At 53.2% G+C, this 15,677-nt stretch carries 11 protein-coding genes; all 11 read left to right on the forward strand.

The genetic code is table 11. The features are described 5' to 3' along the window. The first annotated feature begins 171 nt into the window (after positions 1-171). The 11 genes from BUB55_RS04265 to BUB55_RS04315 all read left to right on the forward strand — a co-directional run bounded on the left by BUB55_RS04265 (position 172) and on the right by BUB55_RS04315 (position 15,504). Positions 172-693: a phospholipase D family protein gene (locus tag BUB55_RS04265; protein WP_073188522.1), complete on the forward strand. Its 522-nt coding sequence runs from the start codon at positions 172-174 to the stop codon at positions 691-693. A 9-nt stretch (positions 694-702) separates the two neighbouring features. Continuing rightward, positions 703-2,232 (forward strand): sigma-54 interaction domain-containing protein, encoded by a 1,530-nt coding sequence (locus BUB55_RS04270; protein WP_073188524.1) that lies wholly within the window; start codon positions 703-705, stop codon positions 2,230-2,232. A gap of 21 nt (positions 2,233-2,253) precedes the next feature. Further along, positions 2,254-3,474, forward strand: a complete 1,221-nt coding sequence (locus tag BUB55_RS04275) for a hypothetical protein (protein ID WP_073188526.1) — start codon at positions 2,254-2,256, stop codon at positions 3,472-3,474. 114 nt (positions 3,475-3,588) lie between these two features. Further along, a complete protein-coding gene (gene tyrS, locus BUB55_RS04280) occupies positions 3,589-4,806 on the forward strand; it encodes a tyrosine--tRNA ligase (RefSeq protein WP_073188528.1) in 1,218 nt (405 codons plus the stop codon). 4 nt (positions 4,807-4,810) lie between these two features. Then, on the forward strand, positions 4,811-5,767 hold the full coding sequence (locus BUB55_RS04285) for a 1-phosphofructokinase family hexose kinase (protein WP_073188530.1): 957 nt from the start codon (positions 4,811-4,813) through the stop codon (positions 5,765-5,767). An 18-nt stretch (positions 5,768-5,785) separates the two neighbouring features. After that, positions 5,786-6,433, forward strand: a complete 648-nt coding sequence (mqnB, locus tag BUB55_RS04290; protein ID WP_073188532.1) for a futalosine hydrolase — start codon at positions 5,786-5,788, stop codon at positions 6,431-6,433. 113 nt (positions 6,434-6,546) lie between these two features. After that, positions 6,547-7,338 (forward strand): 1,4-dihydroxy-6-naphthoate synthase, encoded by a 792-nt coding sequence (locus BUB55_RS04295; RefSeq protein ID WP_073188534.1) that lies wholly within the window; start codon positions 6,547-6,549, stop codon positions 7,336-7,338. A gap of 126 nt (positions 7,339-7,464) precedes the next feature. Then, positions 7,465-7,665 carry a hypothetical protein gene (locus BUB55_RS04300; protein ID WP_073188652.1) on the forward strand — a complete coding sequence of 67 codons (201 nt, stop codon included), beginning with the start codon at positions 7,465-7,467 and terminating at the stop codon, positions 7,663-7,665. A 247-nt stretch (positions 7,666-7,912) separates the two neighbouring features. Continuing rightward, on the forward strand, positions 7,913-9,370 hold the full coding sequence (locus BUB55_RS04305; RefSeq protein WP_234971794.1) for an OmpA family protein: 1,458 nt from the start codon (positions 7,913-7,915) through the stop codon (positions 9,368-9,370). Positions 9,371-9,381: 11 nt separating this feature from the next. After that, the gene (locus BUB55_RS04310) at positions 9,382-11,619 is read left to right on the forward strand and encodes a tetratricopeptide repeat protein (protein WP_073188537.1); all 2,238 of its coding nucleotides are present in this window, start codon (positions 9,382-9,384) and stop codon (positions 11,617-11,619) included. A 45-nt stretch (positions 11,620-11,664) separates the two neighbouring features. Continuing rightward, on the forward strand, positions 11,665-15,504 hold the full coding sequence (locus BUB55_RS04315; RefSeq protein WP_073188539.1) for a tetratricopeptide repeat protein: 3,840 nt from the start codon (positions 11,665-11,667) through the stop codon (positions 15,502-15,504). Positions 15,505-15,677 lie beyond the last annotated feature (173 nt).

The raw sequence follows: 15,677 nt of genomic DNA on the forward strand, positions 1-15,677 counted from the left end.
TGAGTTATCCTCTTTGTGGAGGAGAGGCGTAGCCTCGAAGTCGATATACAAGACTTGGGGCTTTAGCCCCATAGTTGCGTTAGGTTCGAAGGAGCAGGATCTAGACCCGCATTGTCATGCCCGGCTCGACCGGGCATCTCTTTTTTTCAAATTTTCTTTATATTTACTCCCGTGCCCACATTCACTAAGTATATCCAGAACGAGGAACATTACTCCGAGGTCATCTCGCGGATTGCGAAGGTCCGCGAGACGTTGTGGATCGGTACTGCCGACATCAAGGATGTCTACGTGAAGCAGGATGGCGAATCGATGCCCCTGCTCGGGCAACTGGCCGCACTCCTGAAGCGTGGCGTTGGCGTGCGGCTCATTCACGCGAAGGAGCCGGGCCCGAACTTCCGCGAGGACTTCGACCGCTTCAAGATTCTAGCGACCGACCTTGAACGCGTCATGTGCCCGCGGGTGCATTTCAAGATGATGATTTTTGACTTGGAAACAGCCTACATCGGCTCCGCGAACTTGACGGGTGCGGGCATCGGCATGAAGAGCAGCTTGCGCCGCAACTTCGAGGCGGGTATCCTCACCAACGATCCCGAACTCGTGCAGCCCGCCATTGAACAGTTCGACACACTCTGGATGGGCTCGCACTGCAAAAATTGCGGCCGCCAGGAATTCTGTGGCGACCGGATTAAGTAAATTTCACATATGCCTACGTCGCAATCTAAAATCCAGGAACTGGAACTGCTCTACAAGATCAGCTCCATTCTAAACCAGACGCTCGATTTCGAGAGCGTTGCGCATCCGATTTTGGAAGTGGTAGAATCTACGATGGGCGTGGAGCATGCGACACTTACCCTGTACAACCGCCATACGGGCGAAATCTCCATTGAAATTGCAGAAGGACTTTCGAACCGTCAGGCGCGCAAGGGTCGCTACAAGGTGGGCGAGGGCATTACCGGCCGCGTTGTGGAAACGGGCAGGCCAATTATCATTCCCTCCGTGGCGAAGGACCCGGATTTTCTGGACCGCACGGGACGCGGCAAGACCGAGGACAAGGCGTTCCTCTGCGTGCCTGTGATTATGGAACATCAGGTGATTGGCGCCTTCAGTGCCGACGTGCAGAACCCGGTCGAAGAAGAACTCCCTGAAAAACTTCGTTTGTTAGAAATTATTGCGCAGATGCTTGCTGCTGCCGTAAAGCTCCGTCGCGAGGCCCGCGAAGAAAACGAACTTTTGAAGGCCGAAAACGAACGCTTGACCTTGGAACTCAAGGACCGTTTCCAGCCCGACAACATCATCGGGCGTTCAAGCGAGATGCAGCGCGTGTACGCGCAGATTGACCAGGTTTCGAAAAGCCCCCTGCCCGCATTGATTGTAGGCGAGGTGGGTACGGGCAAGGGGCTCGTGGCCGAAGCCATCCATTACCGTTCCGACCGCAACATGGGTCCGTTCGTTCGCGTCCATTGCGCCTCCATGCCGGAATCGGTATTGGACCGCGAACTGTTCGGCAGCGTGCGCGGAGCCCTCGTGGGCGTATTTGCCGAGACTCCCGGCCGCGTAGAACAGGCCGAAGGCGGCACGCTGTTCCTTGACGAAGTGGGCGAACTTTCTCCGAACTTGCAGGTGAAACTCTTGCGCCTGTTGCAGAACGGCGAAGTGGAACGCATTGGTGCCCGCATTCCCAAGAAGGTGAACGTGCGCGTGATTGCGGCCACCACCAAGAACCTGCAGCAGATGGTCGAAGAAGGAACCTTCCGCGAAGATCTCTATTACCAGCTGCACATCTTCCCGATTTACGTGCCTCCGCTCAGGAACCGCAAGACAGACATCGTGCTTTTGGCGGACCACTTTGTGGAGCATTACTGCCGCATCGTGGGCAAGAACGTGCGCCGCCTCGCCCGCACCACCATCAACATGCTCATGAGTTACCCGTGGCCCGGAAACGTGCGCGAACTCGAAAACGGCATTGAACGCGCCGTCCTTGTGGCCGACGAAGACGTCATCTACCCGCACCATTTCCCGACTACGCTCCAGACCGCCGAAACCAGCGGCACTCCCGTGAACGGAAACCTGAAACTCATGGTGGAGGCTTACGAGAAGGACATTATCTGCGACGCCCTCAAGAGCTCTAAGGGAAAAGTCGCCGCTGCCGCCCGTAGCCTCTCTACGACTCCGCGTATTTTAACGTACAAGATCAACCAGCTTGGCATAGACCTCGCTGGTTTTGGAAAATAAAGAACTATATTTGATTAAAAAATGATGAATAATGTGTACAAGTTATTTTTCTCTTTTGTCTTTGCGGCATTCTTTGTCTCGGCTTGTTCCGACAATTCCTCGGACAGTTCTGATATCGATGCCCCTGATGTAGAGCAATCGTCGGCTTCAGAAATTCTCTCGTCTGAAACCGTTGCAGACACCTTCGTTGAATATGTCGAACCGCCGACGCTGTCTTGTGAGCCGGTCGAAAACATCCAGTTTGAATCTTCGACTGAGCAGGATACGTCGTTTAATATCATAAGTTTTGGTTTTTATGGCGATGACCTGATTGCCATCCCCCGTCATTTCAATATGCGAGGGTTTTATGGTCATGAAGATGATCCTGCCATAGATACTTTTTACGTCAAAAAGAACGGGTCGTCCTCCTGGCAAAAGTATGCAGCCTTTGAACACTATTTATATAAGCAGGAAGGCCATAATCTTTGTATTGTAGGCGACAAACTGGCGTTAGTTCGCTCCGGTGGTTATGCTCCTAACGAGGGCCGCGAGTTATGCCATTCGGAAGATGCGAGAAATTGGACTTGCGATTCTGTCCAGGGTGATATTCATAGTGATTTTTGGTTGACCTGTGATGACAAGTATTTCTACAAAAGTGAAAATGACAAACTCTATTATTCCGAGGATGCATCCGTTTGGAATCCGATTGCTTTTGATTTTACGGATGGGATTCACTCAGTTTATGATGCTTTCTCTAATGATACTGCTCACTTTGTTTTAGTTAACTACAATGAACCAATCCTGAATAATGCTGGTGAAGCGGTTGATGTGAGTTGGAGAACTGCGCTTCTTCATTCCAGGGATATGGTTACTTGGGATACGACTTACATGATGGAAGGTGTAGGGTGGTCTCTTGCGCGTATTGGGGATGTGTATGTATCGAGTGTAGGATGGGGAGGAAGTGGATTTCTGTATTATTCAAAAGACTTGAAGAACTGGACTCGCGTAAATTTGGTAAATGGAGATTACCGAGCCGAAACCGAAATGACAGATGCTTCAATGGTTGTGTCAAATGGAACTTTGGTTGCGGTTGGCAACAGGTATGTTTTTGCTTCGAGGAATGGAAAGGACTTCAAGGTTCAGGAAGCTTGCAGAACCAAGGACAGGTATGTCGACTTGATTGTGGATTCTCAGGGGGCTTTCTATGCCCTTTGGGGTGACATGTATGGCGGAAAATACAATATCCTCCGAGTCGTAGAATAGCGCAAATACCGGCAATTCCAAAAGTCTCTCGTCTCTCATCTCTCGTCTGTTTCTATATTTACCCCGTATGATAATCCATTCCTTCTGCATGGACTTTTAACCACTGAGAAAATTATGCAATTCCGTCCTGTAAAAGAACAGCTTGATATTTTGATGCGCGGCGTTATCGATGTTGTGCCGCAGGAAGAACTCGAAAAGAAACTCCAGAAGTCCTACGATACCGGGGTCCCGCTCCGTATCAAGATGGGTGTTGACCCGACAGCCCCGGACGTGCACTTCGGCCATACGGTCGTGATGCGCAAGCTCCGCCAGTTCCAGGACTTGGGACACACGGTTGTGCTCATCGTGGGTGACTACACCGCACAGATCGGTGACCCGAGCGGCCGCAACAAGGCCCGCCCGCGCCTCAGCCATGAACAGGTGCTCGAGAATGCGAAGGAATACCAGGAACAGTTCTTCAAGGTCGTCCGCCGCGACCAGGTGGAAATCCACTACAACGGCGAATGGTTCAGTAAGCTCCCGTTCAGCAAGGTGACCGAACTCATGGGTCAGTTCACCGTGGCCCAGATGCTCGAACGCGAGGACTTCCACAACCGCTATACAGCTAACACGCCCATCAGCCTGCACGAGTTCATGTACCCGATGATGCAGGGCTACGATTCCGTGGCCATCAAGAGTGACGTGGAACTCGGTGGCACCGACCAGAAGTTCAACGTGCTCCGCGGTCGCGACTTGCAGCTTTTCGAAGGCATGGAACCGCAGATCGGCCTCTTCATGCCGATCCTCCTTGGTACCGACGGCAAGGTCAAGATGAGTAAGTCCATCGGCAACTACGTGGGCCTGAACGAGCCCGCCGACGTGATGTACCACAAGATTTACAGCCTCGCCGACAGCATCGTCGAGAACTGGTTCGAACTTCTCACCAACATCCCGCTTGCAGAAATCAAGCAGATGATGGCAGACATTGCCGCTGGCAAGATGAACCCGAACGATGCCAAGCACCGCCTCGCCATCGACATCGTCACTCAGTATTACGGCGCAGACGCCGCCGAGGCCGCCGCAGCGAAGGAACGCGAAATCCACAGCGGTAACGCCATCCCGAGCGATGCTGCCGAATGCAGCGTGGCGGCCGGCACCTACGGTGCCCTGGACCTGCTCGTTGAAATCAAAGCCTTTGCAAGCAAAGGCGAAGCCCGCCGCATGGTCCAGAACGGCGGCGTGAAGATTGGCGGCGAAAAGCTTGCCGATCCGCAGTCCCAGATTGAAATCAAGGGCGCAGACCAGCTGGTGGTCCAGGTGGGCAAGCGCAAGTTCTTCAAGGTGAATTTCTAGTACCATGCCGCAAGAAACTCTGATTCTCGGGCTGAACCCCGCCTGGCAGCGTCTTTTTTTCCTCGACAAGTTTACGCCGGGGGAGGTGCATCGCGTCCCCAAGGTCGAGGAATACGCTTCGGGCAAGGGCATTAACTGCGGTCGTGTGCTGCAGCACCTGGGCGGGAACCCCTTGCTCATGCATTTTCTCGGTGCCGACTACGGCTCCCGCATTTTTGATGAGCTCTCGGCATGCGGCTTGAACCAGGCGCCGGTGTGGATCAAGGAACCGACCCGCATTTGCACGACCATCGCCTGTGAGGGTGATTCGACGGAACTCATTGAACCGTCCCCGATACTTACCGAGGCCGAGAACGAAGACTTTATCCAGACCCTCAACGAGTACTGGACCTCCACGCAGTGCGTGGCGCTTTGCGGTTCGTTCCCGCAGGGCTTTGACGTTAGCCGCATCAATGCGTTCGACTTTGCCGGCAAGCGCGTCTTTATCGATGCTATCGAAGACATTGACGCCTGGCTCGAGAAGGGCGTGGAACTCCTCAAGATCAACTTGAAGGAATACTGCAAGTTGCTCTCGCGCCTGGGAATCCCGCAGGTGACCTCGAGCCCGCAGTTCTGGAAGATGACCGCCACCGCTGTCCTCGAACGCCTCCCCATCAAGAATCTAGTGGTGACCGACGAGGATTCGCCGGTTCGCGCCTTCCGCCTGGTCGAAAAGAAGTTCCAGGGGATGCAGCTTCAGCCGCCCGCCATTACGGTGCAAAACGACATTGGTGCCGGCGATTCCTTCTTTGCCGGTTGGCTCTATGCCGATGGCGAGGGTCTAGGCTTCGAGGAGGCCTTGGTCAAGGCGACTGCTGTCGCCGTCGCCCGCTGCGAGGTCGAACGTCCGTGGAACCTGAGCCTGGAACGCGTCGCCGAACTCGAAGCCGAACTCCAGTCCCAAATCGAAAAACTGGAATAAGGTCCTCAGGAGGTCCGGGTGAACAAGACTCTCGTTGCATTTGCCTCCAAGCAGGAATTCAATACACTTTTCCCGCAAATCTCGGCGGTGGTCGCCGCGTCGACTCCTGTTTCCGTGGGTGCGCTCTACGATGTGACCGTCTGCGGTGTGGGCGTCCTTGATTTTTCTGTGAATCTTGCTTCCCAGTTGAGCAAGCACCGCTACGAGCGCGTAATCATGCTGGGTATTTGCGGTGCCTACGAAGGTCGCGATATCCAGGTTGGCGAGGTGGTCCGCGTCGATACCGAGGTGGTGGGCGACATGGGCGTGCAAAATGCCGAGGGCCACTTTATCCCGTGGGGCGAACTTATTGGGGAACCGGTCATTTACAAAGGCGATTCTCCCCGCTTGCTCCCGTTGCGCCTGGCTTCCGTTCGTTCGGTGGTGGGCGTCACGGTCAACACCTGCACGGGCACGCGCTACCTCTCGCTTCGCCGTTCGGGCATGTTCAACGCCGATGTAGAAACTATGGAAGGCGCCGCCTGTTTTGCCGTTTGCAAAAAGTTCGGTGCGTCCGTTTTCCAGTTCCGCGCCGTGAGCAACATCGCGACCGACCGCGACACCTCTGCCTGGAAAATTCCCGAAGCCCTCGCCGCCCTCAAGGAACGGGTCCTGGACAACCTTTAACCCGCGATAAACATTCATCGGCCAGCGATAAACATCCTTCGACCCGCGATAAACGTCCCGCCCCCGCACCAATTATCCATCATCCATTATCAATTATCAATCATCAATTACCCATGCGTCTTTCCCTCGGCATCTCCACCTGTCCAAACGACACCTTTATCTATGAAGCTTTAATCCACGGGCTAGAAAATTCGCCTTTCGAATGGGATGTGCACTTTGCCGACGTGCAGACCTTGAACGAGATGGTCATGCGTGGCGAACTGGACGTGGCGAAGGTGAGCGCACAGATTTATCCGCAGGTAAAGCGGAACTACCGGTGCCTTGATTGTGGCGGAGCCATTGGTTATGGCTGTGGTCCACTTCTGCTCTCGTCCAAAGAAAACGGGTTTGACCCCGCCGCCTTTACCACGCTCCCTGGACAAAACACCACGGCGGCGCTTCTGTTCAAGTTCTGGTACAAGAACGAATTTGGCGGGACTCCAAAACTCGACTACGCCCTTTTTAACGAAGTCTACCAAGGGCTCCTTTCGGGGCGGGTCGTGCAGGGGGTCACCATCCACGAGCACCGCTTTACTTGGAAGCGCGACGGACTGCATCTTTTGCAAGACCTGGGCGCCTACTGGGAAGCGAAAACGTCGGCTCCGATTCCCCTTGGCATTGCGGTTGCGCGGTGTGATGTTCCTCACAACGTTGTCGCGCAAATCGAATCCGAAATTCGCGAGAGTTTGCGCATCGCAAAAAAACGTGCCAATATTGTTTCTCCGTTTATCGCCCAAAAAGCACAAATTGACGATGAAAATGTCATCGTTTCGCACATCAAAATGTTCGTGAACGACTTCTCCGAGGACGTGGGCGAGGCGGGCAAGAGGGCTTTGGAGCGTCTTTGGGGCTTTTTTGGCTGTTAATAAGCTGTTGATAAGCCAAAAAACGTGTAATAATATCTAAATGTAAAAGTGTTTTTACAAAATCGCTGTTTTTTGCGAAAAACTTTATTTATTTTCCAAAAAGCATCTTTTTTTGGAGATATGCTTATGAGTATAGTTAACGACCTCGATCAAGAAGTTGAAAACTTCAAGCGTGAGTACGAAAAGTTCGAACGCGGCAACAAGTCCGCTGGAACGCGTGCTCGCAAGGTTCTGCAGGACATCAAAAAGACCTGTCAGGAAATCCGTGTATCTATCCAAGGCGCCAAGAAGGAGGAGGAAAAGTCCAACATTCCCCCTGCAAATTGACGTCTAAAAACCTGATAGATGGCATGGATCACTCTTTTTTCCGCAAAAAACGGGCGTTTTTTGCGAAAAACGTTTGACTAATGCCGTTTTTGAAGGTATATTCCCACTTGGGTTTAGATTTGTCAATTTTGGCAAACTATAAGTTCAACGATTTTTATGTGTTCTATGATTGGAGAAACGTAGCAGTATGACCCTAAAGAAACTGGTCTTAATCACGGCCGGGGCTTTGCTTCTTTCTGGAACCGCCATGGCAAGAAATATCAGCGTGCCAGGCGATTTCTCGACGATTGCAGATGCTCTCGGTAATGCCGATGCTGGCGATACTATCAAGGTAGCGCGCGGCACTTATAACGAAAACATCACCCTCATCATGGGTGTCGTACTTAAGGGCGAGGATCCCTTGACTACCATCATCGATGGTGGCCGTCGAGGTCCGACCGTCATGGGTACATCGGGCGCCGAAATGTCGCACTTCACAGTGAGGAACGGTCTCGAAGGTATCCTTTGCGAGAACGCCGCTCCTTATATCCATCACTGCTATGTGATCGACAACCACTGCACGGGTATCGGCGCCTTCATCTCGCTGCCCTGGCTCCGCAACAACGTAGTGTACGGCAACCGCTGGTCCGGCATCCTCGCTTGGGGCGCCAAGTCGCTCGATGCGTACGTCGAACATAACGTTGTTCTCCGCAACGGCTATTCGGGCCTTGCGTTGAAGGGACCGACCAACCTGGTCGCCCGTAACAACATCTTCATGGACAACCACTACTACGGTGTGTTCGCTGACCCTGCTGCTGGTCAGACGAAGGTGGAGTACAACAACATCTACAAGAACTACTATCCGTTCAACCAGTTCATCAAGGTGAACCGCACGAACGTTTCTCTCGATCCGAAGTTCATCAACTACTCTCTCTCCAAGCCGAACTTCTACCCGCAGTCCACCTCGCCGATGGTGAAGCGCGGCAAGGGCAAGCTCGACATTGGTCTTACCACTGCCGAAGTGGCAAAGGAAGAAGAAGTTGTTGAAGAAACCCGCAATCCCGATACCGATGCTGACGGTCTCTGCGATCCGTGGGTTTCCGAAGAAGGTGTTTCCGACAAGTACGCTTCTGTTTGCACGGGCGTTGACAACTGCCCCGAAGAAGCCGAAGACTTTGACGGCTACCAGGACGACGATGGTTGCCCGGATCCGGACAACGACCGCGATGGTCTTTGCGATCCGTGGGTCGAAGCCAAGGCCATGTTCGCCAACTTCGCTCACATTTGTAAGGGCGTTGACCTCTGCCCCGAGCAGTCCGAAACTTTGAACGAATTCAAGGATGACGATGGATGCCCGGACGAAGTCCCGCAGCCGCCCAAGAAGGTGTTCGTCCTCGAAGGCGTGAACTTTGAATCCGGTAAGGCTACCATTACTCAAGACTCCTACATCTCCCTGATGAAGGTGGTCGACATCATGGAAACCTTCTCCGAAGCCACATTTGAAATTGTCGGCCATACAGACAACGTTGGTGACAAGGAAAAGAACATGCAGCTCTCCGCTGACCGCGCCGCTGCCGTGAAGAACTTCCTCGTCGAAAAAGGCATTGCCGAAAGCCGTATGGTCACGAGCGGTAAGGGTGATTCCAAGCCGGTCGCTTCTAACAAAACCCCCGAAGGGCGTGCGCAGAACCGTCGTATCGAGTTCATCCGCACGGACATTAAGTAAAGGAGTAGGTGATGATGCATACTAGTTTCATCAAGAAAGCAGCAGTCTTTGGACTCGCTTTAGCCAGCACTTCTTTGTTCGCTGAGGCTACCTATTCTCCGCACAAGTACCAGCAGAACGACTGGTTCGCAGAATTTGGCGGCAACACCGCCATGTACGTGAACCCGGCTGGAATTTCCGAGACGGAACAGCTTGAATTCAGCGCCGCGTTCTTTAGCTCCATCAGTGGCGAAGCCAGCCAGGAATACGTCAGCTTGACGTTCCCGATGGACTACAAGCATACGCTCGGCTTCTCGTTCTTCGAAAACGGCGCCTCCATTGACGACGGCCCGTCTTACGGCGAATATGCGTTCATGTTCGGTTATGCGTACAACTTAATGCAGTTCCTTGCGTTGGGTGTCGACATCTCCGTCCTTTACATCAACCAGTTCGACGAAGTCAAGCAGCTCACCATGGGTGCCGATATCGGTATCAACTGGAACCCGCTTGCCTCTTCCAAGTACGGCTACCTCCTTGTTGGTGTCGCCATGCAGAACGTTCTTCAGCCTGCGGTTAGCACCGCTGCCGAAGAAAGCGGCATGAAGTTCGTCCTCTTTACCGAGAGCGAAGCCTACAAGATTCCTTCCAACTTGAACGTTAGCTTGTTCTACCGCGGCCTCAACCGCAGCTTGGAAGCCAAGGCCGAAGTCTCCATCATCGACGTGATGCACGAAAGCTCCGAAGGTGGTGAAGGCATGAACCTCGAAACGAGCTTCACCTTGACCTACTACCTCTCCCCGCACCTCGGTGTGCGCGCCCGCTTCACCAAGGAATGCTACCCGGTGATCGGTGCCACGGTGAACGTCAAGGACGTGAGCATCTTCCGTTACCTCGCTCTTGATCTTGAACTCTCTCACGACGACCTGTGGGAAAAGAAGAACCGCGGCTTTATCTGGGCCGTGAAGCTGACCTCCCGCTTCGGTGACACCCGTGAAGAAAAGATTGGCGAAGAACGCTATCGCCGCTTGAAGATTGAACCTGAAAACGACTACCGTGCCGCTATGCGCTTGTACTTGAACCGTCAGTTCCTCGAAGCCGCCTATGCCTTCGGTAAGGTCCAGACCAAGTACCCCGCTTTCCACTTGGTTGACCAGGCTGCGTTCTACAAGGCAAAGTCCTTTGAAAACCTCCGTATGCACAAGGCTGCCAAGGCCGTGTACGAAGACGCTATCAAGCGCTATCCGCAGAGTGACCAGCGCGCCAAGTATCACTTCCAGTTGATGAACATCGACTATAAGGAAGGCAAGTACACCGAAGCTATGGCGAAGTACCAGAACATCGCCCAGAAGTTCGGTGAAAGCGACGTGAAGGCTGACGCCGACTACGTTGCCGGCCAGATCAAGTTCGAACAGGGCCTCTACCAGGAATCTGTCGACCTCCTCGCCGCCATCCTTCCGGGTAACGCCAACTACTTCTACGCCCGCTATACTATGGGTATCGCCTATAGCCGCATGGGCAAGTGGGAAGAAGCCGAAAACTGCTTCCGCGACATTACGGAACAGCCGGTTTCCAACCAGTCTGAACGCGATTTGCAGGATGCCGCCAAGGTGAAACTCGGCCACATCTACTTCTCTGGCGAAAAGCCGGACATTGCTACTGCTGCCCAGATGTATGGCCAGGTCGAAGCCGGTTCCCCGGTGTACGACGAAGCTATGCTCGGTATTGCATGGTCCTTCCTCAAGGTGAACAAGCCGGACGAGGCTATGAAGCCGGCGCAGTGGATCATCAACAACCTTCCGGAATCCTTCCTGATTTCTGAAGCCTACCTGGTGATTGGTTACTGCCACTTCATGAAGAAGGATTACAACGGTGCTGCCAAGGCCCTTGAACAGGCTGAAAAGCGTACCGAACAGCCGGTCGTGACTGTCGCCGCCCGCGATAGCGCCCGCCAGGCTTACGATGCCATGCAGGACCAATTTGACTCTGTTCAGGTGCTGGCCTTGGATCTCGCTCGCCAACTCCCCACCCCGCGTGTGGAAAGCAAGCGTGAAGCCCTCCGTCCGACCTTCGATAAGGCCAACCAGTCTATCGAAGAGTATGCAGCATTTACTCAAAAGTCCATCCAGAGTGACCGCTTCGAATCCAACCGCAAGCGCATTCAGGAAGACGTCGGCTTTACCTTGGCTACTGTGAAGACCAAGATGAGCCAGGGTTCTACAGGTTCGTCTGAAGCTGCACAAGAACTCGAAGATTTGGAGGACCTGGAATAATTCCGGGGCCTCCCCTTTTATGAAACTATAGGTGGATAGAGAACGATGAAAAAAATCATTCTGGCTATGGCGATGATTTGCACCCTAGTGGGTACTTCATTTGCCGCCGATCCTTGCAAGGAAAAAACAAACGAAGCAAAGAAATTGCTTGCCAAGTGCAAGTCCATGGAGAAAGGCTCCGCCAAGTACAAAGAATGCGCCAACTCCTATAAGGTGGCCAAGAACGCAGCTGCACAGGCTTGCCGTTCGGGTGGCCTCGACGAGAAGGGCATGCAGGATGCCATTGCCCAGTGGGAAAAACAGGTAAACAACTGTAAGGGCAAGCAGAACAAGCGCTGCGCCTCCGCCCTCCAGCAGCTGGGTCATTACCAGTTCCAGTTGGAAGAAAAGCTGTTCCTCGATAAGCAGGCTCAGTACGAAGAAGATGTCGCTTGGTGCGCCGACCGCGATAACAAGCCCGAAAAGTGCGCCAACATCGACCAGTTCCCGAAGGCTGACCACCAGAAGTCCCTCGGTTACTTCCTCGAATACATCGATAAGTATCCTAAGGAAGACAAGACTCCTGTGGTGCTCTACCAGGCTGCAGCCGTGCAAGAAGCTAGCGGCGAAGACGACAAGGCCTTCCACCTCCGCGACCGCCTCGTCCGTAACTTCCCGGATAACGGCCTTGTCCCGAAGGCTTGGCTCCGTATTGCAGAATACCACTTCATGAATCGCAAGTTCCGTGACGCTATCTCTGCTTACAAGAAGGTGACTGGCTTCGAAAACCTCACCGGTAAAGAAGCCGCTCTCGCCATGTATCACTTGGCCGAATCCTACTACAATATTGCCGAATACGAAACCGCTGCCGTCAAGTACTACGATTACATCATCGGTGCCGACAAGGGTAAATACCCGAACGACTTGCGCGCAGAAGCTATGGACTTCATGGCAGCCTCCTTCTCTGACCTCGAAGGTGGTGGTGTTGCCGAAGCTGAAGCTTTCTTGAAAGACAAGAAAGTCCCGTTCAAGGATTCCGTGTACTACCGTATCGGTATGAAGAACAAGGACCACGACCGTAACGAAGAAGCCGTCCAGTCCTTCAAGCGTTTGATGTCCATCAACCCGGACTACATCGACGCTCCGCTTGCTGATATTGCGATGATCGAAATCCTCATCATCCAGCAGAAGTTCGAAGAAGCCCAGCAGCACCGTTATGTTGTTGTGAAGCGCTATGACCGTAGCTCCTCCTGGTACAAGAAAAACCAGAAGTATCCGGAATCTGTGAAGAACGCCGAAACGGCTATCCGTGGCGCTATGCTCGACATCCCGCAGTACCACCATGCTCGTGCGGCCAAGCTCACCAAGGAAGGCGACTTGGAAGCCGGCAAGAAGCAGTATGCCGAAGCCATCAAGGCCTACGAAGCGTTCCTCAAACGCTATGCCAAGGAACCGACTTGGGACGAATACAAGGTGCACATCAACTTGGCACTCGTTTACCAAGAAATGGGCCAGCATGCTAACGCCGCCAAAATGTTCAACTGGATTGTCGATACCGACACCACCCGTTATGGCCGTCGTCCGATGGGCTCCGAAGCTCTCCTCAAGAAGGAAGAAGCTGCCTACAACGCTGTTCTCATGATGGACCAGGCTCGTGAAGACGCCAAGAAGAAGAAGGCTGGCGACGATGCCGTTAAGGCTTACAACCTCCCCGAGACCAAGGCTTACTTCGCCCAGGTCGACAAGTACATGAAGAAGTACGGCGAGAACAAGGAAGCAGCAGAACTTGCCTACAACGCCGCCATCGTCCATTACGATGCCAAGCAGTACAAGACCGCTGTGACCGTGCTTCGTGAACTTCGCCAGAAGTATCCGAACCACCAGTACATTTTGCTCATCAGCCGTATGCTTGCTCAGTCCCTCTTGGAATCCGACCAGCTCGACGAAGCCTTGACCGAATTCGAATGGCTCTACAAGCAGTACCACGATGTGAAGGCCACTAAGAACGACTCCATGGCCAAGGAAATTGAAAAGGCTATCGCAGCCGTGCTCTTCCAGAAGGCTGAAAAGGCTGTCAAGAACCAGCGCTACGAAGAAGGTGCCGTGGCTTACTTGGCTCTCGTCAAGCGCTACCCGCTCGTCTCCTTCGCCGACAAGGCCGTGTTCGAAGCCGGTGTCGCTTACGAAAATGCTAAGCAGCACGACAAGGCTGCCGAAACCTTCATGATCTTGCCGAAGTCCTACGCATCTTCCTCCTTGACCATCAAGGGTATCTTGCGTGCGGCCAGCAACTACAAGAAGGGTGGCAAGCCGCAGCAGGCTGCGACCACGTTCCTCTTCATTACGAACAATTTCCCGCAGGATTCCATGGCCTTCCAGGCTATCGGCTTCGCTGCCCAGACTTACGATTCCATTCCGGACAAGAAGAACGCCGCTGTGACCTTCGAGCTCGCCTACAAGCGCTACCCGAAGCACGAAAAGACTCCGGCCTTCCTCTATAGCGCCTGCTTGAGCTACGACGAAGCCAAGATGACCGACGAAGCCATCCGCTGCTCCAAGGACCTCGTTCGCGACTACCCGAAGAGCACTTACGCTCTCGACGCCGCGTTCAGCATCCCGGTTGCTTACGGCAACGCCAAGAAATGGGATCTCGCTGCTCAGGAATACCACTTCTTCATCAAGAACTACGGCAACGACGACAAGGAAAAGCTCATCGCTGCCTATATCGGTGCCGCTCGCGCCTATATGGAATTGAAGGAAGAAGAAAAGGCTGTTGAAGATTACCGCAAGACTCTCGAAGCCTACGACAAGTACGGTCTTCAGATCAAGAATGCTGACCCGGGCGTCCCGGCTGAAGCTGCCTTCTTCCTCGGTGAATACGAGTACCACAAGATGGAACCGATCGTCATCAAGGGCAAGGAAAAGGACAAGGCCAAGGTTATCAAGCAGTTGGTCGAAATCCTCCAGAAGGCTATGAGCCAGTACTCCAAGTCTGCAACCTACGCCTCTGAAAAGTGGACCTTCCGTGCCACCAACAAGATGGGTATGCTCTTTGTGACCATGGCCGCCAAGATCCGTGAACAGGAACTCAACGGCAAGAAGGAAGAAGAAAAGTTCGCAGAACGCATCGGTATTGTGCAACAGCTGCCGAGCTACTACGAACAGGCTCGTCCGATTTTCCAGAAGAACATTGACCTTGCTCGTGACCAGGGCTTCTACAACAAGGACGTGGTCGAGGCCGAAGAAGGTTACATTGAAATGTACTACCAGGGCTGCGCCGTGTTCGTTGAAGTTGCCGATGCATTCGCCAACTCCCCGCTCCCCGACTCCGCCGCCATTGTGAAGGAGTATGTGGAATACGAAGGCGCCGTCAAGGAAGACGCTATCGAAATGGCCCACGAAGACTTGGAAGCCTACCGTGAAGAGTTGAACACTCGTTCCGAAGGAGCCAAGCAGCTCGCCATTCCGCAGTGTGCTACGGGTATCAAGGCTTCTGCTCACTACGGCATTGACAACCAGTGGACCGCTAAGTTGTTCGAACTCCTCAAGAGCTTGGACGAAAATAACGAAACGCTGAACACCAAGATCGAAAAGTTTGACCCGTCTACTTTGTTCGCAGACCCGTCTTACTTCAAGACGAAGGCTCGTTTGGAACAGATCTCCAAGTCCGAAGTCATGACTCCGGAAGAACAGATCAACACCTACCGCGACATTATCAAGGACGCGAAGGCTGAAAACGAAAAGTTGAAGGCTGAACTCGCTGAATTGAAGAAGCAGATGGAACCGGCTCCGTCCACCTCCATGGGTGGTATGGATGACGCCTCCATGGATGCTTCCGAACCGGCTCCTGCCCCTGCTGCCCCCGCCAAGAAGGCTTCGGGCAAGAAGAAAGGCAAGAAAAGGTAGCGGTAAAAACAATTTTACTGGGGAACCTAGTTCATAGGGTTCCCCTTGATTGTAGGGTTTTAGGGCGGTTTTAGAGGCGGTAAAGAAAGTTTTACAGCCTCCTACCCTCCCAAAATGCTCTAAAAAAAATAAATATGAACGAAGAATTTCAAAAAACAAACCAAAAACAACAC

Origin of the sequence: Fibrobacter sp. UWP2, assembly GCF_900141705.1 — a bacterium.
Taxonomy (GTDB): Bacteria; Fibrobacterota; Fibrobacteria; order Fibrobacterales; family Fibrobacteraceae; genus Fibrobacter.

Excerpts from the sequence above, each read along its gene's own strand:
- BUB55_RS04270 (WP_073188524.1), top strand. The coding sequence starts at position 703 with ATGCCTACGTCGCAATCTAAAATCCAGGAACTGGAACTGCTCTACAAG.
- BUB55_RS04275 (WP_073188526.1), top strand. The coding sequence starts at position 2,254 with ATGATGAATAATGTGTACAAGTTATTTTTCTCTTTTGTCTTTGCGGCA.
- tyrS (WP_073188528.1), top strand. The coding sequence starts at position 3,589 with ATGCAATTCCGTCCTGTAAAAGAACAGCTTGATATTTTGATGCGCGGC.
- BUB55_RS04285 (WP_073188530.1), top strand. The coding sequence starts at position 4,811 with ATGCCGCAAGAAACTCTGATTCTCGGGCTGAACCCCGCCTGGCAGCGT.
- BUB55_RS04295 (WP_073188534.1), top strand. The coding sequence starts at position 6,547 with ATGCGTCTTTCCCTCGGCATCTCCACCTGTCCAAACGACACCTTTATC.
- BUB55_RS04300 (WP_073188652.1), top strand. The coding sequence starts at position 7,465 with ATGAGTATAGTTAACGACCTCGATCAAGAAGTTGAAAACTTCAAGCGT.
- BUB55_RS04305 (WP_234971794.1), top strand. The coding sequence starts at position 7,913 with ATGGCAAGAAATATCAGCGTGCCAGGCGATTTCTCGACGATTGCAGAT.
- BUB55_RS04310 (WP_073188537.1), top strand. The coding sequence starts at position 9,382 with ATGATGCATACTAGTTTCATCAAGAAAGCAGCAGTCTTTGGACTCGCT.
- BUB55_RS04315 (WP_073188539.1), top strand. The coding sequence starts at position 11,665 with ATGAAAAAAATCATTCTGGCTATGGCGATGATTTGCACCCTAGTGGGT.